Consider the following 23553-nt stretch of genomic DNA (forward strand, 5'->3'; position numbering starts at 1 on the left):
GGAGATGGATGATTATAAAGAAATTTTTTTAAATAATACAGCAACTATTCTCTTGATAGAAGTTTTTTTATTTCGTTATTTTCCATAATCTCTTCTATATTACTGATGCCTAATTGCTTTAGAATTTTCATGACGTTCAAATTATCAAAGGGAGTCAAAATAAATGAATCTTCTCCAAATTCATTTATTAGCCTAACAGCCTTTTCTGCATCTATATTAGTCCTGGGGCCGCCTACACAGCCACCAGAGCAGCCCATACCCTCTATAAAGTTTGAGCTAATTTTTACTCCATTGCGCAGAGCATCCAGAATATGCTTACACCCACTTACTCCATCAACTTTTTTGGCTTTAAGTTTGATGACTCTCGTTGGCTCTAGCCTGTTTACAACAGTTTTTACTGAAAAACTGACACCTCCGGTTCTTCCATAAACCCTTCCTCCAAAAGAGGCCTGATCCTTTTCGTCTGATGGCAGATTTTCCAGATTAATATCAAGAGCATTGAATATTTCATTTAACTCCCTGAAATTCAGTACATAATCAATGGCTCCCTTTAGATCTGCTTCTTTAGCTTCTGCTTTTTTTGCTATGCAGGGAGCAATGAATACTACCTTTGCATTGCTATATAATTTTTTCAGTATTCTACCTGAAGCAATCATTGGAGATACAGAAGGAGAGAGGTGTTTATAGATGTAAGGGTAGTTATTTTTAATCATGTTGAACCATACAGGGCAGCAACAGCTTGTCAAAAAGAAATCCTCTTCTGTCTTAACCAAATGATTGAACTCAAGAGCCTCTTTTATTGTGAGAATGTCTGCAAAGAGAGCTACTTCAACCATATCCTTGAATCCTATCATCTTTAGGGCGGTTCTGAGTTGTCCCATGGTGATGTTCTCACCAAATTGACCTACTATTGCGGGTGCCACTGCAGCAAAAACTGGAATGTCGTCATTTTTCAGCAAATCTATGAGAGGAATGAATTCTATCTTGTCGGATATGGCTCCAAAATCGCATCTTGAAGCACAATAACCGCAGTTGATGCATTTATTATTAACGATGATGGGATCATTTGATCTGTTATATATGGGAGCCTCATACTTTTCAAATATGGAACATTGGCAAGGATTTTCTTTGCAATATTCGCAAGGGCCTTCAATATTTGCAATGACAGGAAGATTGATTTCTTTATGAATTTTTATCTTGCTCAGCTCATCTTTAAACTCATTTTCCCCGTTAGGATCTAATCCCATTGCGATTCTTATGTGATCCTTTATGAAAATCATTTCATCATTTCTGAATCCATACTTATTTTTGACATCATAGGCTAAATCATTTAAGTCGTCTTCATTGTTCAATGTCCCATTCCAATACCTCTTTACAAGTTCACTGAATATATGCATGCGTTTCTCATTGAAATTTGCATATCTGTCATCCATAATAATATTCTCCTCTGATTTAGTTTTTTCAAACTTATTGTTTAATAATTATCCAAACTTATTCTTAAATACACTGAAAACCATAGATAGGGTGATATAATGGCCAATTTCACTTTTCGCATGCCAAATTATAAATTATTCGACATACAAGAAGGATTTTACATTTTTATGTCTAATATATATGATGGCAACTTGTATAGACATGTATACAAGAGGAGGTGAAAGATTGTTAAATAAGAGTGACCCTGTGCCTTTGTATATACAGTTGCAGAGAATAATCAAAGAGGAAATACTTCAAGGTAAGTATGAAGAAGGGCAGATGATACCATCTGAAACCCAGCTTTCTTCAAAATATGGTATAACAAGGACAACTGTGCGAAAGGCCATATCTATGCTGGCCAATGAAGGATATCTGCACCAGGTTCATGGAAAAGGTACCTTTGTGTGCTTTAAGCAGATGAAATACAACCTATGGAACTTTGGGGGCTTTACAGACTATCTGAAAAGTAAAAATGAAGTTCCGGTATCAAAGCTGATAAGCATGAATAAAGTGCTCGCTGATGACAATGAGTACATAGAGATTAAAAGAGCCAGAGGGGTTAAGAAGGATAATGATAAACCTCTGTTCCTTACCATAGATACCTCTTTGATTCCGATGAAATTGTTTCCAGATATAGACAGTTATGATTTCCAAGTAGAATCTTTATATAATATCATGAGGACTAAATATGATATATATCCTAAACGAGCAGTTCTCAAGATGTCAGCAGTTGAAAGCGATAAAACTGCCAAGGAATTTTTTAACTTGGATAGATCTATACCTCTACTAATGGCCCAGGGTAGCGTTTACGATCTTAATAATATAGAGATTGAAAAAGTAAAAGTTGTTTATGGACCTAAAATGGATTTTAATATTGTAGCCAATATGGAAACATATAGGCCATAATTGTGACAAATATACTATGAATGGAGGAGCGTAAAATTGAGTATTGGTAAGACTTTAAAGCGTATCATAGCTGCAATTCTTGTGTTAAGCATGATGATGGCATTGACAGCTTGCGGCGGAGGTAAAGAACAAGGAAGTAACCAAGAAAACAATACCTCTGAAGGAGAAAAAACAAAACTTGTGGTAGTTAACTGGAAAGACTATGGTTCTGATGATCCAAGAGTTATCAAATATTTTGAACAACAATACAATTGTGAAATAGTCCATGAGTACATGGCTTCAGAAGAGGAACTTTTAACTAAGTTAAGAACCGGTGGCTTAGGCAAATATGATGTGGTATTGCCCAATGCTTCAATATTGCCTGTTGCAATAGATGAAGGTCTTTTTGAAGAAGTTGATACATCAAAGCTTGAAAACTATCAGTACATATTCGATAAATTCAGTACACTGCCTGAAAATAAAAAGGATGGCAAGATATATGCAGTGCCGTGGGTATGGGGCTCTACTGCTATTGCCTATAACAACGAGTTAGTTGATGAAGAAATAGATTCCATAAATGTTCTTTGGGATGAAAAATACAAAGGTATGATAGCATTCAGAGATGACTTCAATGATGCAATTATGACAGCAGCCATAGCCTTAGGTCAGGACCCAAGCAACCCGTCTGATCTAAATGCTATAAAACAGAAACTCATTGAGCAGAAACCATTGAACAGAACCTATTGGAAAACAGGGGATGAATGGTCAAAACTATTTGCTAATAAGCAGATTGCTGTTGGTATGATGTGGAGCGGTCAGGCAGCCACCATGAAGAAGGCTGGAGAACCAGTAACATTTGTAGTACCAAAGGAAGGCGCCATAGGATGGGTTGATTATTGGGGAGTAGTAAAAGATGCCCCAAATAAAGATATGGCATACAAATTTATAGACTACATGATCAGTAAGGAATTCCAGTTACAATGGACAGTATCTGGAGGTCCTGCTCCGGTAAATTCAGAAGCTGTTAATGCTCTTGACAAAGAGACAATAAATGAAATGAATATTGGAGAAGATAGCTTGAACAAACTTTACTTCATAGAATATCATGGTGAAGATGTAAAGAAACAATGGAATGAGCTTTGGCAGGAAGTTAAGGCTCAGTAGCAATCTTAGGGCTGCTTGGACAAGCAGCCTTTCTCATAGTTCATGGGAAAGTATAAATCTACCTATATATAAACTTTCTGTAATTGCTTTCAGCAATTCTAGATGAAGGGAAGCCAAAGGGCCCTACGAATTATCGAATTGCTTATAGGGTTTGTATTGAATCTTAATTCTTTTGGAGTTTGGTTTCAATATAATGCTTAGGAAAGGCTACCTTGCCATAAGTAATGCTTCCAATGGAAACATTACTTATAAATTCATAGACGCAAAGGAGGTAAATCCTTGAAGAAGAAAGTGCTCTTAATGAGCCCGGCAATGTTTATACTGTTTGCTTTTGCAATTGTACCCCTATTCATCATGCTTTACTATAGTTTTTTGAGCGATAGTGCGGTGGCAAAGTTTACTCTGGAAAATTACATTAACTTTTTTAGCAAAGGTTTTTATTTGAAGCTTACTTGGAAAACCATAAAAATGAGCATTATTGTTACCTTGATATGCATAGTAATAGCCTATCCCATGGCTTATATTATGGCTAAGGTTATAGAAAAGGGTAAAAACCTGATTTTGCTTTTGATAATAATACCCTTCTGGACCAGCCAGCTTGTAAGAGCCTACTCCTGGTTGGTGTTTCTCAGAGATGGAGGAGTTTTGGCTCAGTTCTTGAATAAGATTGGTCTGATAGCAACCACAGATATGGGCATATTGTTTACAAGCAAAGCTGCTATAATTGCACTGGTACATATATTCTTCCCATATATGGTTATAACCATATATATGGCCTTGGAGAAGCTGGACAATTCAGTTATAGAGGCTTCAAAAAGCCTTGGGGCTAAACCTATAGAAACTTTTAGAAGAATAATACTGCCCTTAAGCAGGCCAGGTATAATAACAGGAGCTATTTTGGTTTTTGTCCCATGTCTGGGTAGCTTTGTTGAACCAAGGATATTGGGTGGAGTAAATGGTTCTGTAATAGGTACAGTTATCGAGGATCAATTCTTTGAGATATTTGGATGGAATTTTGGTTCAGCTATAGCCTTCATATTGCTGGCCATGGTTTTATTATCCATGGGTGGCATGTCATTACTACTTAATAAGGAGAAGTAAGATGTTGAAGAAGATATTGAGTTGGTTTTATACTGCTGTGGTGTTTATATTCTTATATGCTCCTATAGCGGTTCTCATGGCAATGGCATTTAATGAATCTCAATACAATGCGTTGCCTTTTAAGTTCAGCATGAGATGGTTTGAAGCTTTATCTCAAAATACAAGGCTCATTGATGCAACCAAGAACAGCATTTATCTGGCAGCAATCACAGGAGTCATATGTGTAATACTGGCTACCGCATTGATGTTAGGGAGTCGTGACACAAGTTCTAAGATAAAGGCTTTAGTAAACTCTGTAGTAATGTTGCCTCTTACTATTCCATGGCTTATCATGGGGTTATCCTTGCTGCTGCTTTTGAGAGCTTTAGGTCTGGATAAAAATTTTGTCATGTTGCTCATAGGTCATGTGGTAATATCCTTACCCTATGCAGTTTTAATACTAAGTGCCAGAATGCAAGATATGGATAAATCCATAGAAGAAGCCTCTTATAGTCTGGGAGCCAATGAATGGACTACATTCCGCAGAGTCATTTTTCCTATGATATCTCCTGCCATGTTAGCAGGTGGATTCATGGCTTTTATGATTTCCTTTGACAATTTTGTACTGTCCTACTTCCTAATACCTACAGGAACTACTACTTTGCCTATTGAGATATATTCATCCATAAAGTTTGGCTTTACTCCTGAAATAAATGCAATATCAACTATAATTCTTGTTTTGTCACTAGCAATAATAGGTATAATTGCTGCAATAATGGGTTCATCATTGAAGAACCTTATAAGATAGGAGGAGTATAATGTCTTTTCTTTCCATTAGGAATCTAACAAAAAAATATGATGGTGTGACGGTTCTAGATAATATAAGTCTTGATATAGAAAAGGGAAGTTTTTTATCACTTCTGGGACCTTCCGGTTGTGGTAAGACAACAACTTTAAGACTGCTGGCAGGCTTTGAGAAATGCGATGGAGGAACTATAGAGGTAAACGGTAAAATAATCAATGATATACCCGTCTATAATAGAAATTTTGGTATGGTTTTTCAAAGTTATGCTCTTTTCCCTCATATGACGGTTGAAGAAAATATAGCCTATGGTCTTGAGCAGAGAAAAATGAGTAAAAAGGAGATAAAAGAAGAAGTAGCGAAAGCCATAGAAATGGTAAAACTCACAGGCTTGGAAAAAAGAAAACCTAAGCAAATGTCAGGAGGACAACAGCAAAGGGTAGCTTTAGCCAGAGCCTTGGTCATAAAGCCGGATTTGCTGTTACTGGACGAGAGCCTTAGCGCATTGGACAAGAAATTAAGGGTTGAAATGCAGGTAGAGTTAAGACAGATACAAAAAAAGGTAGGTATAACCACAATATTTGTTACCCATGATCAGGAGGAGGCTTTGACTTTATCAGATAAGATTGCTGTTATGAAAGCAGGAAGGATTATGCAGATGGGAACTTCTGAAGAAATATATGAAACTCCCAGAAATATTTTTGTCGCCAGCTTCTTGGGTCAGGCAAACTTCTTTAAAGGAAGTATAGAAGAAAAATCTGGAGACATATATACTTTGAAGCTTAGAAATGGCAACGTGTTGAAGTTTAAATCCCATAAGGATTGGAAGATAGGTCAATTAGTAGCGTTAACAATAAGACCGGAAAAAACCGGAGTAAGCAGAGTAGAAAATGAGTTAAGCATAAAAGGAAAAGTTTTGTTTGTAACTTATGTAGGGGATACAACGGTATATAGGATTGAATCCATGGGACAAGAAGTACTGGCCAAAAAGCAGAACAGCGGAAATGATGAGAAGTTCAATATAGGTGATACAGTATATTTGAACTGGAAGCCGGAAAACAATCTGGTTCTGGACTGGGATGGTGAAGAATAATTGAATAAAGGCAACGTTCTAGTATTCGGGGGAATTATTATAGACAGTTACATGGCAGTAGAAGATTATCCTATAAGAGGACAAGATGTTTTTATTCATGACAGTTTTGATAGAGTTGGAGGATGTTCAATAAATGTTGCTCAAACTCTTAAGAATATGGGCATGAATCCTTATGTGGTCTCTGCTGTTGGTGGAGACGCAAGGGGAAATATGATAATGAAATATCTAAGTGATGAAAAGTTTTATACAGATTGCATCAAACAGTTTGAAAAAGAAAATACAGGTTATTGCGCTACAATATTGGAAGATGGGGGAGAGAGAACTTTCCTTACATACAAAGGATGTGAGTCCTTTTTTTCCACGGAAATGATACCAGATGTTTTGATAAAAGATACATCTTATGTTTACATTACCGGTTATTATCTGCTGGATGAAAGATATAGTAAAGACATTCTGAGTACCATTGGTAAACTTAAAGATAAAGGAAGCCGCATATTATTTGATCCGGGGCCTATGATACATCATGTAAAGAAGGAGACTATACTATCAGTTCTGTCTAAGGCTGATATAATAACTCCCAATGAATCAGAAGCAAAAAAATTAAAGAACTGCTCTCATTGAATACAGAACCGAAAGATTGGGCTGGAGAAATGAACATTGATCTTGTCCTGCTAAAGTCAGGAAGTAGAGGGGTAAAAGTTTGGAGTCGTAATATGGGATTTTATATGCCTCCCTTTAATGTGGAGGTAATAGATACAACAGGTGCAGGGGATAGCTTTGCTGCAGGTCTTATATATGGTTTGTGGAAAGATCTATCAATTTATGAGGCTGTAAGGTTTGCCAGCGCTTGTGGTGCTATTGCCACAACCTTTAAAGGACCTCATGGAAAGTTCGAAGTAGAAGATGTTATGAAGCTTATCAGAGTAAGCAGGGAGGAGTTTTATGATAGATAGAGCATATGGAAGTTTACTTGGAGCAGCTATTGGAGATGCCATGGGCATGCCGGCTTCATTTATGTCGCCGGAAGAAATAAATAGAATATATGGGAAAATCACAGATTTTTTAAAGCCCGCAGAAGAACAGATTGCCCATGGGTCTTTGAAACAGGGTGAAATAACAGATGATACAGAGGAATCCTTGATAATCTCCTCCGTATTAATAGAAGCAAAAAGATTTGATGTAGATCTTTTTATAAAAAAGATGCGAAATTGGGCTATAGAAAGAAAAATGCTGGAATCAACGGTTATTGGCCCTAGCACACGAAGGTTCTTGGAAGCCATAATCAGCGGAAAAGATTATAAGGAAGTAGGCAAAAAGGGGGATACAAACGGTGGAGCTATGAGAGCTATGCCAATTGGCATATTCAATCATGGAAATATAGACAAGGCCGTTGAAGATGCAATACAATCCGCATTACCCTCCCACGGTAGCAAGCCTGGTGTAGCTTCCACCTGTGCAGTGGCAGCCGCAGTAGCAGCAGGTGTAGAAGGAGGCTATACAGTTAAGGAAGTAATGGAAAAGGCCTTATATGCAGCTCGAAGAGGAGAAGAAGCAGGTTTTGATATACCGGCTCCATCTGTAGCTGCCAGAATTCAATTGGCCATGGATATAGTAGATAAGAATAGAAGCAAAAGTCTGGAAGACATATGCTATGAACTTTATAGATACATCGGTTCTGATATGAAAAGCTATGAATCCATACCATTGTCATTAGGTATATTCTATGCAGCCCAAGGTGATGCAGGAAAAGGTATTATTGCTGCTGTAAATGTAGGAAATGATGCAGATACCAATGCCTCCATAACAGGAGGAATCTGCGGAGCCTACAGCGGAACCAAGTATCTTAAAGAAAGCTGGATAGAAGAAATAAAGGCTAGGAATAAGATTGACTTTATAAAGATAGCAAAGGACTTGCTCATGTTATCTTGAGGGAACTATAAAAAACATGGATGGAATAATCCATGTTTTTTTAATATAAACCCATGGTGTCAATGAAAAGGCGTATGAACAGAGTCTTTTTAGCCAGGCCTTCTACAACAAGGGATATTGGGTTTTTCATGTTACAATTCTTTAGTTGCTGTGATGATTTTCAAAAAATAAAGTTAGTTAGTTGAAAAATTTTCTATTTTCAGTATAATAAGAAATATGACAAATATTGTCGAAAATTATAAAACATAAAACAAAAGAAGGATGGGATTAAAATGGAAAAAGCGGTAAGTATTCTATTAACACTAACATTTATTTTATCCTCTACTATCTTTGTATCTGCTGATGAAAATTTTAAAACTTATGGAGAATTGCTTTACGACATAGGTGTGATATCAGGCTCCGATGGAAACATTAATGAAAACGGCCAAATAACAAGAGAAGAAATGGTAACGGTTTTGATTAAAATATCGGATAAATATATAGATTTTGAATCTTATGTTCCTCCCAAAACTCCGTCATTTAAAGATGTACCTGTTTCTCATTGGGCTTATAAGAATATAGAATTTGCACTTAAGAACAATATTACTACAGGTGTAGGAAATGGTTACTTTGGATTAGGACAGCCCATTACATATAATCAGGCATCTATATTTTTGATAAGAAGTTTAAATGCAAATCTTGATGGCATAAATTATGCAACTGCAGCAAGTGAAATAAAGGAAAAGTTCAAATTGTCTCTTTCGCATGAAGTGGCGCCAAATGATCCATTAAAAAGAGGAGAAGTTTTTGAATTATTAGCGAAAACATTAAATATGGATGATTATAATCTTAAAGTAAAAAAGGTAGAGACAATAGGGCTTGATGAGTCAAAAATATCTATGTTCAACCAAAACATTGGTGATGTAATTTCATATAAAGATAAAGCAAATGTATCAGAGAATGTGTCTAATAAAACGGAAAAGAGCGCTAATGATGAATTCCCTGTTGATTTGCTTGAAAATATAAGTGTAGATGGTTTCGCTCCGGAAGAAAGAGAAGAGTTTATTCAAATATTAGAAGAAAGGAAATTGATGAAAGATTTAATCGGCAAGTATTTGGCAGGGAAGTATATGAATATATCCTTAAAAGACTTTGATAGCATGTTTAAAGACCGTGATATTAAAGCAAATGGTACTATTATAGACGAATATACAAGGGAAGATGTAGATTATAAGTATTCTGTATCAAGATACAAACCCACATTTTTCTTTATGCCGGAGGATAATATATGTGCAGTAACAATAAGTTATTATGAATTTGGTTATGATTGCAATGTCAAAGAAATAAGAAAGTATGAAACTGTTGATGATACTACTCCTTATGCATTAATTCTTAGACCTGTATGGTATGATGAACTTGAGGATAATGATCAAAATTATGTAGACAGCTATTTGATAGTTTTCCATGATAAAGACGATAATGTAAAAACAATTTTCATATCACCTCATTGTGAAGGATATTTCAATGAGGCAGATAATACAAACTGAAAGATATTTTAGCATATGATGATTTGCAGAAAAAGCGGCATTCAAAATTTGAAAGCCGCTTTTTCTGATAAAGTGCAGAGCTTTTCAACACGAACCGGTGCTTTTATTATTTCTTACGAACAGGAATCCAAACCTCACTATACCCGTAATCCTTTTTATCTGGATCCATCTTTGTAAAAGAAAAGGAAGGAGCATTTATCACTTCGTAGTTGGAAGAAGGGAGCCATTCAGAATATATTCTAGCCATTGTCTGTTGCAATGTAGATGGGAATGGTCCTTCATTAGGAAATACTGCCCAAGTGCAAGCTTCAATGGGCACCTTGTCTAATTTATCACTGATATTATTTTCTGTGGTCAGAACACCAATTAAATGAGTTAAATATCCTTCTTCTTTTAAGAAATTCGTATCAGAATCATAAGACGCATTTACGACCTCATAAGGTTCTATGTTTTGAAGAGCGTGCATTTCTTTTCTTTGCTCTTCTGTTATGCTTTGGGCAAGCTTTACAATCTCATTATTAACACCTTCAAATTGCAGGGGAACACGCTTGCTTACACCTACCAAATTAAAGGCTGGTTTCTCTTCAATCCTGAATTCCATGCTGATTCCTCCTTTAACGGTTATTATAAATGAAAGTTTAGGGAAGCACTTGCTTACGCCTTTCTTCATCACATCTGATGGCAGAAATCCGCTCCATTTCTTAAATGCTCTGGTAAAGCCGTCAATAGACTGATATCCGTATTTAAAAGCCACATCCGTTACTTTTTCTCCATGCAATAAATCCATATTTGCTTCTGATAACCTTCTGTATTTTATATACTCATTTAGACTTAATCCAGAAAGATAATAAAATATTTTTCTGAAGTGATAATCAGAAACCCCAGTATACTCAGATATAATTTCAGATGATATATCATCAGTTAAATGTTCTTCAATATAATCCATCACATGATTTAATTCTTTAAGCATTGTCTCCCACCTTTCATATTTACATGATACCAAAGTTGTTATATTGATGCTCGACATTTTCATATAAATATTATCGAATAGCTTTAAAAGGTATTAAAACTCCTTTCCTGTGCAATCTTCGCTAGGAAAGGAGTTTTTGTTACTGTTCCTCTGTTTTAATATTATCCACAATTTTTGTCACGCCTCTGGCTGAAGAAGCCAGTTCCGTGGCCTTTTTCTTATACATATCATCTTCAACATGCCCCATCAATACAGCAGTGCCGCCTTTTACATCTACTTCCACATTGGATAAGCCTTCTTGTTTTTCACTTTTGTATAGCTTGTTTTCGATTTCATATTTAATGTGGCTGTCTGTAATATTGCTGCTGTCCATGCTAATGGTTATGTCGTTTTCTACAGATAAGACTCCATCAATTTTCTTTGCTATTTCTTCTGCAAAAATTTTTTCTGCCAATACATCTGCAACTCCAGATATAATCACGTTGCCTTCACGACAGTCAATGTTTATGTCCATTGCACTGAGCTGCATTTTTTCCTCAAGTTCCTTTTTTATGCGATTGACAATTTCTGCATCTCTATTCATATAAACTTCTCCGATAATATTATGGTGTCTTAAAATACGGTTCCACAAAAATGGATGGTTAATGTATTCGTAAGATATTTTCAAATATATAAATAAGGGATATGATTATATCAGATGCTAATTTGAAGGAGAAGAGTTATGAGTAAAAAAATAGAATTGAGCAAAGAAAAACATGGACATATGATATTGCTGATTAAAAATTACTTCAAAAAAGAAAGAGATGAGGAATTGGGAGATTTGGCTGCCATGCTGATTCTGGATTTTTTCATAGAAAAATTAGCTCCTGAATTCTATAATCAAGGTGTCTATGATTCCTATAAATATTTCTCGGAAAAGCTGGAAGACTTATTGGAGATTCAAAAGTACTAGGTCTAATTAAACAACAGTAACCTATTAATATGAATGTTTGGTATAATATACCTAATTAGAATATTTGAAGGAGTGGTGTTATGGGGAAGATAAGAGTTGGCATATGCCAAATGCGTGTGGATCTGGATAAAAGCAGCAATTTGAAGAAAGCTGACAACATGATAAGAGAGGCTGCCGCTAATGGAAGCGATTTTGTTGTTTTGCCCGAAATGTTCAACTGCCCCTATGAAAACAAGTATTTTCCCATATTTGCAGAAACCTATTCAGGAGAGACTACCCGCATGTTGTCCAATCTGGCAAAGGAGCTGGGAATATATATTATAGGCGGTTCCATTCCGGAAGAAGACAACGGATCGATATATAATACTTCATACTCCTTCGATAGAGGTGGCAAACTCATAGGCAAGCATAGAAAGATGCACCTGTTTGATATTGATGTAGAAGGTGGAATAAGGTTCAAAGAATCGGATACATTGGAATATGGAAATAATGTAACTGTATTTGATACAGAGTTTTGTAAAGTAGGTGTTGCCATATGTTATGACATGCGCTTTCCTGAGCTCATGAGGCTTATGGCATTGGCGGGTGCTGAGATTATCATAGTTCCGGCAGCTTTCAACATGACCACCGGTCCGGCTCATTGGCATATTACAGTTAGAGCAAGAGCATTGGATAATCAGGTGTATTTCATTGCAGCTTCACCTTCAAGAGATCTGGATTTCACCTATCATGCCTATGGCCACTCATGCATAGTAAGCCCATGGGGAGAGATAATTAAAGAAGCAGAAGAGAAAGAATGCATCCTTTATGGTGAATTGGATTTGGATGTGGTGGAAAAAGTGAGGAGAGAACTGCCTTTGTTGAAACATAGGAGAACTGACATTTACGATGTTTATAAGAAATAGATGGTGAAAGGTGTGAGAATCATGTCCAAGCTTTTTTCCAGCTTTAAGATAAAGAATATGGAGGTAAGAAACAGAATCGTTATGCCTCCTATGTGCATGTATAGCTCTGATATTGAAGGCAAAGCAAATTCATGGCATTTCGTGCATTATGTCACAAGATCAATAGGCGGTGTTGGACTTATCATAGTTGAAGCCACCGCTGTTGAGCCTAAAGGAAGGCTATCAGACAGAGACTTGGGTATATGGGATGATTCACATATTGAAGGGTTGTCTAAAATTGTTGAAGAAGTAAAAAAGTACGGAGCCAAAATTGGAATACAGATCAACCATGCAGGAAGAAAATGCGGTGCCAACGAGAAATCAATAATAGCTCCAAGTGCCATTGCCTTTGATGAAAACTATAAAACACCAGTTGAAATGACCAAGGATGACATTAAAAACACTGTAAATTTATTTAGAAATGCGGCCTTAAGAGCATATAAAGCAGGATTTGACATGATTGAGATTCACGGAGCCCATGGTTACCTGATAAATCAGTTCCTATCACCTTTATCCAACAGGAGAACCGATGAATATGGAGGATCCCCAGAGAACAGAGCCAGATTTCTTAAAGAAGTTATACATGCAGTAAGAGAAGTATGGCCTGAAATTATGCCCCTTGGTGTCAGAGTTTCTGCAGAAGATTATGCTGAAGGGGGAAACCATGATACAGACTTGGCAGAAATTATCAATATGGTTAAATCTGAAGGGGTTGATATAGTCAATGTAAGCTCAGGTGCTGTAGTACCCGCCAATATTAAAGCATATCCTGGATATCAGATAAAATTTGCAGAAACCATCAAAAAAATTACCGGATTGCCTGTCATAGCAGGAGGACTGATTACGGAAGCTGTTATGGCGGAAGAAATAATCCAGAATGAAAGAGCTGATATGGTATATATTGGAAGGGAGCTTCTAAGAAATCCATATTTCCCACTAAATGCTGCAAAAAAAGTAAGAGATGAAATAACTTGGCCAGTACAATATGAAAGAGCAAAATAACAAAATCTCCTCAACAACGAATTAGATTGTTGAGGAGATTTTATTATTTTGCTAGGAAAGTATAAATTAAAAGTTATACTTTCCGTTAAAAGCCTTTCTTGTGAACCATAGAAGAAATAATTCCACCTTAATATAAACTTTCCGTAATGTTTTTCTTATAACCAGAAATTACTAAAAAATAATTAAGTTATTGACATAAACTATTGAATGAACAGAAAAAATATATTATAATATACCTATACGGGGTATAAGGATATTGTTTATAGGGAGGTATAAAAATGAGTATTACAGTTTATTCAACTCCTACATGCCCATGGTGTCACAGGGTAAAAGAGTATTTGCAGAGCAAAGGTATTGAATACAAGGATGTAAATGTAGCAGAAGATAGGGCTGCTGCCATGGAGATGATTAAAAAGTCTGGCCAAACGGGAGTGCCAGTAGTAGATATTGATGGTAATATAATAGTGGGTTTTGATCAATATAGAATTGACTCTCTATTAAAAATATAGAAAAGTCAATAAAACTTTAGTATATGCACCCTGAATGTCAGATAAACATGACATTTAGTGGTGCTTTTTTTTTTCAAAAGTAGTTGACAACTGATGATATAAAAGCTTATACTGTATATAAACTATATAAACAGTATAGCCTTTATGCGAATAATGGAGGTAAGCAATGTGAACATTATAATATCCAACCAGAGCGATAAACCAATTTATGAACAAATAGCTGATCAGATGAAAAATCTCATAATAAATGGCGAATTATCAGAATCCGAGCTGCTGCCTTCCATACGAAATCTGGCTAAGGAATTGCAGATAAGTGTCATAACGACAAAAAGAGCCTATGAAGAGTTAGAAAGGGAAGGATATATAGTAAGCGTACCCGGTAAAGGCTCCTTTGTAAGACCTCAGAACAAAGAACTGCTTAAGGAAGCCAGAATACGAATTGTGGAAGACAAGATGGCTGAAGCTGTATCAGCAGCAAAAACTATAGATATGTCCTTAGAAGAACTTCAAGAAATACTGAGGCTTTTGTATGAGGAGGTATAGAGAATGGAGACCATATTAGAAATTAAAGGATTGAAAAAAAGTTTCAAGGATTTTAGTCTCAAGGGTATAGATATCACCATAGAAAAAGGCTATATAATGGGATTTGTTGGACCAAATGGTGCAGGTAAGACTACTACAATAAAGCTCATTATGAATCTTATGAAAAAGGATGAAGGTGTCATCAAAATATTTGGTCTGGATAATGTTAAGCATGAATTAGATATAAAGCAAAAGATAGGATTTGTATATGATGAAAACAATTATTATGAAGAGCTTACAATTTTAGAGATGAAAAGGGTTGTGGCACCATTTTATAAAACATGGGATGATAATGCTTTTAATAAGTACATTGGAGAGTTTAGATTACCTCTAAAGAAGAAGATAAAGGATTTGTCAAAGGGAATGAAGATGAAATTTTCTCTGACAGTAGCCTTATCCCATAATGCACAATTGCTGATAATGGATGAACCTACTTCCGGATTGGATCCTTTGGTAAGAAGGGAGCTTTTGGAGATACTTTCTCAGATTATCCAGGATGAAAACAAGGCGGTATTCTTCTCTACCCATATAACTACAGATCTTGAAAAGATTGCAGATTATATAACCCTAATAAATGACGGTGAAATTGTATTATGCTCAGATAAAGATGAGCTTATGAACAACTACGGTTTAGTAAGGGGAGGCAAAGAATTGCTTTATAATCTGAACACAAAGGACTTTATCGGTATTAAGGAAAACCAGTTTGGTTTTGAGGCATTGGTTAAAGATAAAAATCAGGCCCAAAAGGCTTATAAAGATAAGATAATCATAGAAAAGCCCAGCTTAGAGGATATAATGCTATATTATACCAGGAGGTGTCAAAATGTTTAATCTTGTCATTAAGGATATCTTGATACAAAAGAAACAACTCATATTCAGTTTGGTATATTTAGTTTTTATTCTAGTGACATTTCAGGGAATGGGTGAAGCTATGTTTCCTATGGGGTTGGTGGCAATGGCATATATGTTGTCTATGACAGCCTGTGCATATGAGGAAAAAAACAGGTCGGATTTGCTGCTTAATAGCTTGCCCATTAAAAGAGAAAGCATAGTAGCTTCCAAATATCTTTCAGTGTTCGTATATACTTTAATGGTGACAGCGTTATATGAGGCAATGGTTATAATAATCAACATACTAAATATACCATTGAAGACCTTTCCTTTATCATTAGAGATGTTTATAGGCGGTTTGGTAGCGGTATGTTCCATGACGGGAATATACTTTCCCATATACTTTAAATTTGGATATATGAAAATGAGAGTAGCCAACTTCGTATTGTTCTTCCTGTTTTTCTTTGGTTCGTCCTATATGACACATTTTTTAAATTCAAATCATGACAGCCTATTGGTTAATGGTATCATTAACTTTTTCAATACACAAAGTGATATCACAATTTCACTGGTTTTATTAATAATAATTGCAGTGTATATGCTTTTATCTTTCTTGTTATCCGCATGGTTTTATAATAGAAGAGAATTTTAGCCTAAAAATGCACCACATCTTACAGATGTGGTGCATTTTTATTTTTTATGACACCTGCAAAAGAATGTGCTGAACTAAATGTTTCTTTTGATGTTAATATGTAAATTTTACCGTAATATAAAGTGGATTGATCATCATGAGGAATTTTATAGAGAAAATCATAACAATCTTTACTTTTATTATATACTCAAAATTATATATGCAAAATTTAAGTAAAAAACTTCAATACTATTTGCTTCATTGAAGGTGTAATAAAGCAGGGATAATATTTTTCATGTTTGATAAGATTTGTTCAGGTGCCATGTTTCCTATCATAATAATTTTGTCACATTTTTTAAAGCATTGTTTCCATTACCTATCCATTTAAATTTAAAATCTAATGCAGATAAGTAGAATCATACAAATCAACTCCGGTATGATCATCTTTTAGTGTGGCTAGGATTTCCATAATGAGATATAATTTTCATGATCATTTATATTTTTGTAAACATAGGAAGTTGAGCAACTTTAAGCGTGTAAAATAGAAGGATAATTATTGATATGGATAAAAAGATAGTTGTTAGATAACTTAATTTATGTAGAGAATAGATATATGAAGCTGTAAGATGCAAATGTAATTGAAATTTTGCTTATCATACTATATATAACGTATAGTGTTAGAACTTAAAAGTCCACAAATGTATGATGAATGGCAGAGTTTTAATGACAAGATGCAATTTAAAAGATTATTATTGTTTGTATGTTATAGTAATACACTTGTCTATTACTTTGTTGGTTTGAGTTTATATATTCAACTGGACACTATAATAGCCATATATTAGAATATGATATAATATAAAGAATGAAGGAGGAAGTTGTGATGTTAGAATTGTTGAAGACAAGAAGGAGCATAAGAAAATACTTGGACAAGAGCATTGAGAAAGAAAAGATGAATTTAATATTAAAAGCAGCTTTAATGGCGCCTACATCGAGAAATAGGAGGCAATGGGAGTTTTACATTGTTGATGATAAGGAAAGGTTGGCTAAGTTATCTAAATGCAGAGAAAGCGGTTCTCAATTTTTGGAGGATGCAGCTGCAGCAATTGTAGTGGGAGTTGGCGGAGATCCCTATGAGGTATGGATTGAGGATGCAGCTATTGCAGCCGTAATAATGCAGCTTACTGCTCACTCATTGGGACTTGGTTCTTGCTGGGTACATGTAAGAGGAAGACAGTATAATGACAGCACATCAACGGAGGAATATGTAAAAGGTGTTTTAAACATTCCTGAGAACATAAAGGTTGAGTGCATAATTGCCCTTGGATATCCTGATGAGCAAAAAGAACCACATGACGAAGAAAAGCTGCTTTATAATAAAATACATAGATAGCACAACAATTTAAAACCCTTCATTGTCTGTAATGGACTCTGAAGGGTTATTTTTTCATAAGACTTTGCATAATACACCCATATCATTTAAAGACCATGGATATTAAGTGTATAACCTGAGGGAAAATTGATATAACTGTTATGAGACGAATTATCTGCATGACAACAAGGTCTGTGCTATAGGCTCCAATATCCGATGATATAAGGGCCATGTCTGTGGCCCCTGCAGGTGTAGCTGCCAACATGGCTTCCTTTATAGGTATTTTGAATGTTTTATTCAGGATTTTACCAACTACAAAGCAGTTCAAAAAATATCCAAGCATTATGATTACAGAAGGTATAACGATATATTTCAATTCATTTAGACTTCTGTAATCTATGCTGCAACCTATAAAAGAACCTGATAATACCTGAGCCAGCCTTCTTGCCTTTAAAGGCATATAAGCTTTGTTTAAGAATAAGTTCACACATATTGTGCCTATCATGGAAAACAATAATATGCCTGCAGGAATGTTCAATAGCTTACCGATTATTCCTCCCAATGTAGCTATGATTGTTGTGTGTATGAAATTTACTGTATTAGCATTTTCATTTTTTCTCTTTGATGAAACAACAGCATTGTTTTCCACATTATCATTTCTAGAACCAATTTGAGAAATTATACTTGGCAACAATCCTATACATGCAACCATTCTGATAAATTGAAGAACTGCTACCTTAGCCATATCAGCTCCCATATCGGCGCTTATAATCGGAATTTCCGTCATCCCACCTGGCACACAGCTCATAAGAGATGTTATAAGATCCATAGGGCTTATGAAGTATACTATAAAACCTGTTAAGATATTTGTCATTAACATACCCAACATCAGAACCAATGAGGGTTTTATGATCTTTTTAATTTTTCTTATATCTTCTTTTTGCACTGAACAGCCTATAAATGCTCCTGCTAATATTTGTGCTGCATATTTGCCATAAATGGGCATATAAGCCATATCCAATGAAATATTCAATAGTGCAACTCCAAAAATTGCGCCTACCATCATACCTCCGGGGATCTTGATTTTATAAAATACATATCCGCATAATAATCCAATTAAAAAGGTTAATATAATGTTAGTCATATGATGCACCCTCTAGAAAGTTGAATCAATAATCAATATACTATATTTTTATGGAAGTTTCAAATGAACCATTTTAGAAAATAATTAAAATTTATACATTTATTTTTATAATAATAAACAAATCAATGAGACATAGTGATATAATTAAACTATGACATAAAAGTTGTGAGGAGCTGAAATGATGATACATTTTGATGATGTTGTAAAATCCGTGGAGAGAATAGATGAGTACATATACAATACTCCGCTGGATTATTCAATATATTTGAGTAGTAGTAAAACAAACACTTCTGTTTTTTTGAAGCTTGAGTGTCAGCAAAAACTGAGGGGCTTTAAAATAAGAGGGGCATTGAGTAAATTGACCAATCTGACAGAAGAAGAGAAAGCCAAAGGAGTTCTGGCTGTGTCCTCCGGCAACCATGGTGCAGGTGTAAGTTATGCGGCTCATGTTCTGGGAGGAATAAAAGCTAAAATATATGTTCCAGAGACTATTCCAGCATCAAAGCTTGATAAAATTAAATACTATGGAGCAGATGTAGTCGCAGTGGGTAAGAATTATGATGAAGCCCATGCAGCAGCTTTGAAAGCATTGGAGGAAGAGAAGCTTACATTTGTAGATCCATGTTCAGATGTAGATGTTATTGCAGGACAGGGAACTATTGCCACTGAAATATTGAAAGCGAACCCCGATATAGATACAATAATAGTTCCAATAGGTGGCGGAGGTCTAATAACAGGTATATCTGTAGCTGCAAAACACATTAAACCATCTATAAATGTTATTGGAGTTCAGACAGTTGCTTGTCCTGCCATGAAAAGAGCCATGGAGGATCAAGTCTTCTATGAAGACTTTCCTTCGGAACCATCCATATGTGATGCACTGGTCGGTGGAGTGGGGGAGATACCCTATAAAATGTCTCGAAAGTGTATAGATGATATAATTATTGTGGAAGAAGAAAAAATAAAGGAAGCTCTTTTGTTCCTTATTCAAAAGGAAAAGATAATAGCTGAGCCTGCTGGAGCTGTTGGCGTAGCAGCATTTATGGCTAATCCGGAAGTCTTTAGAAACAGAAATGTAGCCATAGTCATAAGCGGAGGTAATTTGGATTATTTATTGATAAAATCTATAATAAATAAAGAGATTATAGATAAAAACTATTGGTAATAATATTGCAAACATATTAGAATCACTATGTGCATGATACATGATGCTAAATGAGGAATAGAGGAGGAAATTTATGAAAAGGGTTTGGAGTATCATAATATGTTTGTCGTTGATTTTTGCCATGGTTTTAACAGGCTGTACAAGCCAGGGTGCTGATGTTCAGACCAATAGCAATAAAGAAAACGAAACTAATAATGAGTTTAAAGCTGAAATGACATTCAATGGTTCTTCTACATTGGCGCCGGTTATAACTGCTATAGCTACAGAGTTTATAGAAGAAAATACCACTTGGGATAAAGTTGATTCAAGTTTCCCTGATAAGTATATATCAATTTATGTGTCTGCCGGCGGTTCAGGAGCCGGCGTAAAGGCAGTTATAGAAGGAACTGCAGATTTTGGTATGTTGGCTAGAGAAGTTAAGAGTGAGGAATTAGAAAAAATAGGAGATGCAAAAGTATATAAACTTGGAGTAGATGCATTGACTATTTCCATCAATCCAGAGAATCCACTGGCTCAACTTAGAGATAATCTGACAACGGAAGAAGTTAAGAAGATTTTTGCAGGAGAATACAAGTATTGGGATGAGCTTGACAGTAGCTTACCTCATAGAGAAATTGTTGTTGTAATTAGAGATTTAAGCGGTGGAGCTCATGAAGTATTCCAGAAAAGCGTCATGGGTGATACTCAAATAAGACCGGATGCTATCCAGTCTCCTTCAATGGGAGCTTTGGTTACTAAGATAATAGAGAACAAAGATGCAATTGGATATGCTTCTTATGGTATGGTTAATCAGAATAAAGGCAAATTAATGCCATTAAAAGTAGATGGAGTTGAACCGACAGAGCAAACTATAGTAGATGGTTCTTATAAAATATCAAGACCACTTATAGTTGTAAAAAGAGGAGAATTGACTGCTCCCCAGAAAGCATTCATGGATGTTGTAATGTCAGAAAAAGGAGCGGAAGTAATAGAAGAAATGGGTTTTGTACCTGTAAAATAGTAATTTATCAGGGGATTTATCCCCTGAATTTTTTTAGGGTGATAGTATGAAAACAGCATTTGATAAAGTTTCAGTATTTTTGGTTAAGGTTTTGACTCTTTTTTCATTGTTGCTTCTTTCTTTTATAATTATTTTTATCTTTAAAGAAGGTTATACATTTTTTAAAGAAGTTCCCATACTCAAGTTTATAACAGGCACGACATGGAATCCTACGGGGGATCCAAAGAAATTGTCTATTTTCAATATTATCTTAGGAACATTGTATGTTTCTATTGTTGCCATAGTCATTGCATTGCCCATTGGCATAGGATGTGCACTATTATTATCAGGATATGTGAAAGAAAGGCCAAGATTGATAATAAGAGGATTCATTGATATAATAGCCGGCATACCTTCTGTAATTTTTGGATTTATAGGTTTAATGGTATTGGTGAAATTTTTTGAAAAAGCTTTTGGTTTCGCTTCAGGTGAGTCAGTGTTAGCTGGAGGCATACTTCTGGCGATAATGGTTTTGCCATATATAATATCAACTTGTGATGAAACAATGGATAAGTTATATAGAGCTTATTCTCCGGTTGCTCAAGCGATGGGTATTTCAAAAATCTATATCTTACGGACTATCGTTTTGCCACAAAGTCTGAGAGGTATTGCAGCTGCTGCAGTTTTGGCTTTTGGCAGAGCCATGGGTGAGACTATGGCTGTTATGATGGTTATAGGAAATGCACCAATAATGCCAAAATTGCTAGGCAAATGTCAAACCATACCATCTCTTATTGCTCTTGAGATGGGGATGGCGGAGGTAGGCAGCTTGCATTATCATGCTCTTTTTGCAGCCGGTTTCGTATTAATGGCTATTTTGCTTATCTTAAATATAGCTCTATACTATGTGAAAAGGAGCCTGGACAGATGATGAAAAGGATAAAATCCGTAATGTTTGCATTATGGATATGTTTAAGCTTTATCTTAACCATTGCATCAGGATCATTCGTCATATTATATATTTTTATAAAAGGCTTTAAATCAGTAGACTTGGAATTCTTGCTGTCAAATCCTGGCGGGATACCTATCGGAACAGAAGGTGGTGTTTTTCCTGCTATAATTGGAAGCATACTTCTCATGCTTATTGCCATTGTTTTTGCATCAATTTTGGCTATTGCCACAGCTGTTTATATAGTGTTTTACTGTAGATCACAAAGATTGGAAAACATTGCCGATGCCATTATACAATGCATGGCAGGAGTTCCATCTATAGTGCTTGGGCTTTTTGGATATTCGGTTATGGTTGTTACTTTTAATATGGGCAGATCTTTATTATCTGCAGGCTTGACTTTGGGTCTAATGATATTTCCTTTTATACAGGTAAGAGTAGAAAAGGCTTTTCAGGAATTCAGCAGATCTGCCATAAATGCTTCCTATTCGTTGGGAGTGAGCAAGGTTTATACTATCTTTAAGCTGGTGTTGCCCCAATGCAGAAGAGATATAGTATCTTCCATAACCTTGGCTGGGGGTTTTGCCATGGGTGCAGCAGCGCCAATCATGCTTACAGGAGCAGTTATATTCGCTCCAGTGCCAAAATCATTATCTTCGCCTGTTATGGCATTACCTCTTCATCTATATATACTGGCTAATGAAGGCATATCAATGGAAAAGGCCTATGCTACTGCACTGGTACTTATAGCCTTGTTGATAATAATAAATATATTTGCTATGACCTTAACCTTATGGAGAAAGGAAGTTAAGAGATGAATGTACTGGAATTAAAGGACTTTAGAGCTTATTATGGGAGTAAAAGGGTAATTAATAATCTGAATATGGCAATCAAAAAGAATAAGATAACTGCAATAATAGGACCATCAGGTTGCGGTAAGTCAACTTTATTGATGTCCTTAAACACAATGTTAGAGGAAGCCGAAGGAAGAACAGAAGGCCAGATTTTGTTTAATGGTAAGGATGTACATTCTATATCAAAAGAAGAGGTTAGAAGAAGAATAGGAATAGTTTTTCAGAAACCAACGCCATTTCCATTCTCCATATATAAAAATCTTACTTACGCTCCCATATATTATGGAGTAAAAGATAAGAAAAGGCTTGATGGAATTGTTGTGGAGAAACTAAAAATATCAGGCCTTTATGAAGAAGTAAAAGATGAAATTCATGGATCTGCTCTTAAACTATCAGGTGGACAGCAACAAAGGCTTTGCATAGCAAGAGCCTTGACGGTGGAGCCTGATGTTTTGCTGTTAGATGAGCCTTGTTCTGCACTTGATGTGAAGAATACGGCTAATATAGAAAAAATGTTAATGAACTTGGTTCAGGATTACACTATAGTAATAGTAACCCACAATCTTTCTCAGGCAAAAAGAATATCAGATTATACTGCATTCATGCTTGATGGAGAACTCATCGAATATGATGAAACTCATAGGATATTCACTTCTCCTCAAGATAATAGGACAAAGGAATATATAGAAGGAATTTATGGTTAAATAGGAGTGATTACTG

The 23553-nt window shown here is 35.6% G+C and carries 26 protein-coding genes; 22 read left to right on the plus strand and 4 right to left on the minus strand.

The window, feature by feature from the left end:
- Positions 1 to 44 precede the first annotated feature (44 nt).
- Positions 45 to 1433 (minus strand): [Fe-Fe] hydrogenase large subunit C-terminal domain-containing protein, encoded by a 1389-nt coding sequence (locus BUB48_RS09405; protein WP_073025987.1) that lies wholly within the window; start codon positions 1431 to 1433, stop codon positions 45 to 47.
- A 226-nt stretch (positions 1434 to 1659) separates the two neighbouring features.
- Here BUB48_RS09405 and BUB48_RS09410 point away from each other — a divergent pair, with 226 nt between their 5' ends.
- From BUB48_RS09410 to BUB48_RS09445, 9 genes are all read left to right on the plus strand, one after another.
- A complete protein-coding gene (locus BUB48_RS09410; RefSeq protein ID WP_073025988.1) occupies positions 1660 to 2379 on the plus strand; it encodes a GntR family transcriptional regulator in 720 nt (239 codons plus the stop codon).
- 36 nt (positions 2380 to 2415) lie between these two features.
- Complete coding sequence (locus tag BUB48_RS09415) at positions 2416 to 3522, plus strand: ABC transporter substrate-binding protein (RefSeq protein WP_242944193.1); 1107 nt, start codon at positions 2416 to 2418, stop codon at positions 3520 to 3522.
- Positions 3523 to 3801: 279 nt separating this feature from the next.
- The gene (locus tag BUB48_RS09420) at positions 3802 to 4623 is read left to right on the plus strand and encodes an ABC transporter permease (RefSeq protein ID WP_073025989.1); all 822 of its coding nucleotides are present in this window, start codon (positions 3802 to 3804) and stop codon (positions 4621 to 4623) included.
- A gap of 1 nt (position 4624) precedes the next feature.
- Positions 4625 to 5410, plus strand: a complete 786-nt coding sequence (locus tag BUB48_RS09425) for an ABC transporter permease (protein ID WP_073025990.1) — start codon at positions 4625 to 4627, stop codon at positions 5408 to 5410.
- Positions 5411 to 5420: 10 nt separating this feature from the next.
- A complete protein-coding gene (locus BUB48_RS09430) occupies positions 5421 to 6497 on the plus strand; it encodes an ABC transporter ATP-binding protein (protein WP_073025991.1) in 1077 nt (358 codons plus the stop codon).
- On the plus strand, positions 6498 to 7118 hold the full coding sequence (locus BUB48_RS18850) for a carbohydrate kinase family protein (protein WP_084524470.1): 621 nt from the start codon (positions 6498 to 6500) through the stop codon (positions 7116 to 7118).
- Complete coding sequence (locus BUB48_RS18855; protein WP_084524471.1) at positions 7115 to 7450, plus strand: carbohydrate kinase family protein; 336 nt, start codon at positions 7115 to 7117, stop codon at positions 7448 to 7450. The genes BUB48_RS18850 and BUB48_RS18855 overlap by 4 nt, the downstream gene beginning before the upstream one ends.
- Positions 7440 to 8426, plus strand: a complete 987-nt coding sequence (locus BUB48_RS09440) for an ADP-ribosylglycohydrolase family protein (protein ID WP_073025992.1) — start codon at positions 7440 to 7442, stop codon at positions 8424 to 8426. The genes BUB48_RS18855 and BUB48_RS09440 overlap by 11 nt, the downstream gene beginning before the upstream one ends.
- A gap of 272 nt (positions 8427 to 8698) precedes the next feature.
- The gene (locus BUB48_RS09445) at positions 8699 to 9952 is read left to right on the plus strand and encodes an S-layer homology domain-containing protein (RefSeq protein WP_073025993.1); all 1254 of its coding nucleotides are present in this window, start codon (positions 8699 to 8701) and stop codon (positions 9950 to 9952) included.
- A gap of 106 nt (positions 9953 to 10058) precedes the next feature.
- On the opposite strand, the gene BUB48_RS09450 is transcribed toward BUB48_RS09445, so the two are convergent.
- Positions 10059 to 10922 carry an AraC family transcriptional regulator gene (locus BUB48_RS09450; RefSeq protein ID WP_073025994.1) on the minus strand — a complete coding sequence of 288 codons (864 nt, stop codon included), beginning with the start codon at positions 10920 to 10922 and terminating at the stop codon, positions 10059 to 10061.
- A gap of 139 nt (positions 10923 to 11061) precedes the next feature.
- Positions 11062 to 11505 (minus strand): BON domain-containing protein, encoded by a 444-nt coding sequence (locus BUB48_RS09455; protein ID WP_073025995.1) that lies wholly within the window; start codon positions 11503 to 11505, stop codon positions 11062 to 11064.
- Positions 11506 to 11643: 138 nt separating this feature from the next.
- Between BUB48_RS09455 and BUB48_RS09460 the strand changes: the two genes are divergently transcribed.
- From BUB48_RS09460 to BUB48_RS09495, 8 genes are all read left to right on the plus strand, one after another.
- Positions 11644 to 11874: a DUF2164 domain-containing protein gene (locus tag BUB48_RS09460; RefSeq protein ID WP_073025996.1), complete on the plus strand. Its 231-nt coding sequence runs from the start codon at positions 11644 to 11646 to the stop codon at positions 11872 to 11874.
- Between the two features lie 80 nt (positions 11875 to 11954).
- Positions 11955 to 12779: a carbon-nitrogen hydrolase family protein gene (locus BUB48_RS09465; protein ID WP_073025997.1), complete on the plus strand. Its 825-nt coding sequence runs from the start codon at positions 11955 to 11957 to the stop codon at positions 12777 to 12779.
- Positions 12780 to 12800: 21 nt separating this feature from the next.
- Positions 12801 to 13820 (plus strand): NADPH dehydrogenase NamA, encoded by a 1020-nt coding sequence (namA, locus tag BUB48_RS09470; protein ID WP_073026094.1) that lies wholly within the window; start codon positions 12801 to 12803, stop codon positions 13818 to 13820.
- Between the two features lie 278 nt (positions 13821 to 14098).
- Positions 14099 to 14329: a glutaredoxin family protein gene (locus BUB48_RS09475; protein ID WP_073025998.1), complete on the plus strand. Its 231-nt coding sequence runs from the start codon at positions 14099 to 14101 to the stop codon at positions 14327 to 14329.
- 168 nt (positions 14330 to 14497) lie between these two features.
- Positions 14498 to 14872, plus strand: coding sequence for a GntR family transcriptional regulator (locus BUB48_RS09480; RefSeq protein ID WP_073025999.1), 375 nt, complete (start codon positions 14498 to 14500; stop codon positions 14870 to 14872).
- A gap of 3 nt (positions 14873 to 14875) precedes the next feature.
- Positions 14876 to 15742, plus strand: coding sequence for an ABC transporter ATP-binding protein (locus BUB48_RS09485; RefSeq protein ID WP_073026000.1), 867 nt, complete (start codon positions 14876 to 14878; stop codon positions 15740 to 15742).
- Positions 15735 to 16394: an ABC-2 transporter permease gene (locus tag BUB48_RS09490; protein ID WP_073026001.1), complete on the plus strand. Its 660-nt coding sequence runs from the start codon at positions 15735 to 15737 to the stop codon at positions 16392 to 16394. Before BUB48_RS09485 ends, BUB48_RS09490 begins: the two co-directional genes overlap by 8 nt.
- 859 nt (positions 16395 to 17253) lie before the next feature.
- The gene (locus BUB48_RS09495) at positions 17254 to 17763 is read left to right on the plus strand and encodes a nitroreductase family protein (RefSeq protein ID WP_073026002.1); all 510 of its coding nucleotides are present in this window, start codon (positions 17254 to 17256) and stop codon (positions 17761 to 17763) included.
- An 82-nt stretch (positions 17764 to 17845) separates the two neighbouring features.
- Here the strand turns inward: BUB48_RS09495 and BUB48_RS09500 are convergent, their stop codons facing one another.
- Positions 17846 to 18886 carry an AbrB family transcriptional regulator gene (locus BUB48_RS09500; protein WP_073026003.1) on the minus strand — a complete coding sequence of 347 codons (1041 nt, stop codon included), beginning with the start codon at positions 18884 to 18886 and terminating at the stop codon, positions 17846 to 17848.
- Positions 18887 to 19064: 178 nt separating this feature from the next.
- On the opposite strand from BUB48_RS09500, the gene BUB48_RS09505 reads away from it, so the two are divergent.
- The 5 genes from BUB48_RS09505 to BUB48_RS09525 all read left to right on the plus strand — a co-directional run bounded on the left by BUB48_RS09505 (position 19065) and on the right by BUB48_RS09525 (position 23537).
- Positions 19065 to 20051 (plus strand): threonine ammonia-lyase, encoded by a 987-nt coding sequence (locus tag BUB48_RS09505; protein WP_242944194.1) that lies wholly within the window; start codon positions 19065 to 19067, stop codon positions 20049 to 20051.
- Positions 20052 to 20124: 73 nt separating this feature from the next.
- Positions 20125 to 21051, plus strand: coding sequence for a phosphate ABC transporter substrate-binding protein (locus BUB48_RS09510; protein WP_073026005.1), 927 nt, complete (start codon positions 20125 to 20127; stop codon positions 21049 to 21051).
- A 46-nt stretch (positions 21052 to 21097) separates the two neighbouring features.
- A complete protein-coding gene (pstC, locus tag BUB48_RS09515) occupies positions 21098 to 21961 on the plus strand; it encodes a phosphate ABC transporter permease subunit PstC (RefSeq protein WP_073026006.1) in 864 nt (287 codons plus the stop codon).
- Complete coding sequence (locus BUB48_RS09520; RefSeq protein ID WP_073026007.1) at positions 21958 to 22797, plus strand: PstA family ABC transporter permease; 840 nt, start codon at positions 21958 to 21960, stop codon at positions 22795 to 22797. The genes pstC and BUB48_RS09520 overlap by 4 nt, the downstream gene beginning before the upstream one ends.
- Entirely contained in the window at positions 22794 to 23537 is a 744-nt protein-coding gene (locus tag BUB48_RS09525; RefSeq protein ID WP_073026008.1) for a phosphate ABC transporter ATP-binding protein, read from the plus strand. Before BUB48_RS09520 ends, BUB48_RS09525 begins: the two co-directional genes overlap by 4 nt.
- Positions 23538 to 23553: the final 16 nt, after the last annotated feature.

It is taken from the genome of Lutispora thermophila DSM 19022, from assembly GCF_900142105.1.
Taxonomy (GTDB): domain Bacteria; phylum Bacillota; class Clostridia; order Lutisporales; family Lutisporaceae; genus Lutispora; species Lutispora thermophila.

Excerpts from the sequence above, each read along its gene's own strand:
- BUB48_RS09405 (WP_073025987.1), bottom strand. The coding sequence starts at position 1,433 with ATGGATGACAGATATGCAAATTTCAATGAGAAACGCATGCATATATTC.
- BUB48_RS09425 (WP_073025990.1), top strand. The coding sequence starts at position 4,625 with ATGTTGAAGAAGATATTGAGTTGGTTTTATACTGCTGTGGTGTTTATA.
- BUB48_RS09430 (WP_073025991.1), top strand. The coding sequence starts at position 5,421 with ATGTCTTTTCTTTCCATTAGGAATCTAACAAAAAAATATGATGGTGTG.
- BUB48_RS09440 (WP_073025992.1), top strand. The coding sequence starts at position 7,440 with ATGATAGATAGAGCATATGGAAGTTTACTTGGAGCAGCTATTGGAGAT.
- BUB48_RS09445 (WP_073025993.1), top strand. The coding sequence starts at position 8,699 with ATGGAAAAAGCGGTAAGTATTCTATTAACACTAACATTTATTTTATCC.
- BUB48_RS09450 (WP_073025994.1), bottom strand. The coding sequence starts at position 10,922 with ATGCTTAAAGAATTAAATCATGTGATGGATTATATTGAAGAACATTTA.
- BUB48_RS09455 (WP_073025995.1), bottom strand. The coding sequence starts at position 11,505 with ATGAATAGAGATGCAGAAATTGTCAATCGCATAAAAAAGGAACTTGAG.
- BUB48_RS09460 (WP_073025996.1), top strand. The coding sequence starts at position 11,644 with ATGAGTAAAAAAATAGAATTGAGCAAAGAAAAACATGGACATATGATA.
- BUB48_RS09465 (WP_073025997.1), top strand. The coding sequence starts at position 11,955 with ATGGGGAAGATAAGAGTTGGCATATGCCAAATGCGTGTGGATCTGGAT.
- namA (WP_073026094.1), top strand. The coding sequence starts at position 12,801 with ATGTCCAAGCTTTTTTCCAGCTTTAAGATAAAGAATATGGAGGTAAGA.
- BUB48_RS09475 (WP_073025998.1), top strand. The coding sequence starts at position 14,099 with ATGAGTATTACAGTTTATTCAACTCCTACATGCCCATGGTGTCACAGG.
- BUB48_RS09485 (WP_073026000.1), top strand. The coding sequence starts at position 14,876 with ATGGAGACCATATTAGAAATTAAAGGATTGAAAAAAAGTTTCAAGGAT.
- BUB48_RS09490 (WP_073026001.1), top strand. The coding sequence starts at position 15,735 with ATGTTTAATCTTGTCATTAAGGATATCTTGATACAAAAGAAACAACTC.
- BUB48_RS09495 (WP_073026002.1), top strand. The coding sequence starts at position 17,254 with ATGTTAGAATTGTTGAAGACAAGAAGGAGCATAAGAAAATACTTGGAC.
- BUB48_RS09500 (WP_073026003.1), bottom strand. The coding sequence starts at position 18,886 with ATGACTAACATTATATTAACCTTTTTAATTGGATTATTATGCGGATAT.
- BUB48_RS09505 (WP_242944194.1), top strand. The coding sequence starts at position 19,065 with ATGATGATACATTTTGATGATGTTGTAAAATCCGTGGAGAGAATAGAT.
- BUB48_RS09510 (WP_073026005.1), top strand. The coding sequence starts at position 20,125 with ATGAAAAGGGTTTGGAGTATCATAATATGTTTGTCGTTGATTTTTGCC.
- pstC (WP_073026006.1), top strand. The coding sequence starts at position 21,098 with ATGAAAACAGCATTTGATAAAGTTTCAGTATTTTTGGTTAAGGTTTTG.
- BUB48_RS09520 (WP_073026007.1), top strand. The coding sequence starts at position 21,958 with ATGATGAAAAGGATAAAATCCGTAATGTTTGCATTATGGATATGTTTA.
- BUB48_RS09525 (WP_073026008.1), top strand. The coding sequence starts at position 22,794 with ATGAATGTACTGGAATTAAAGGACTTTAGAGCTTATTATGGGAGTAAA.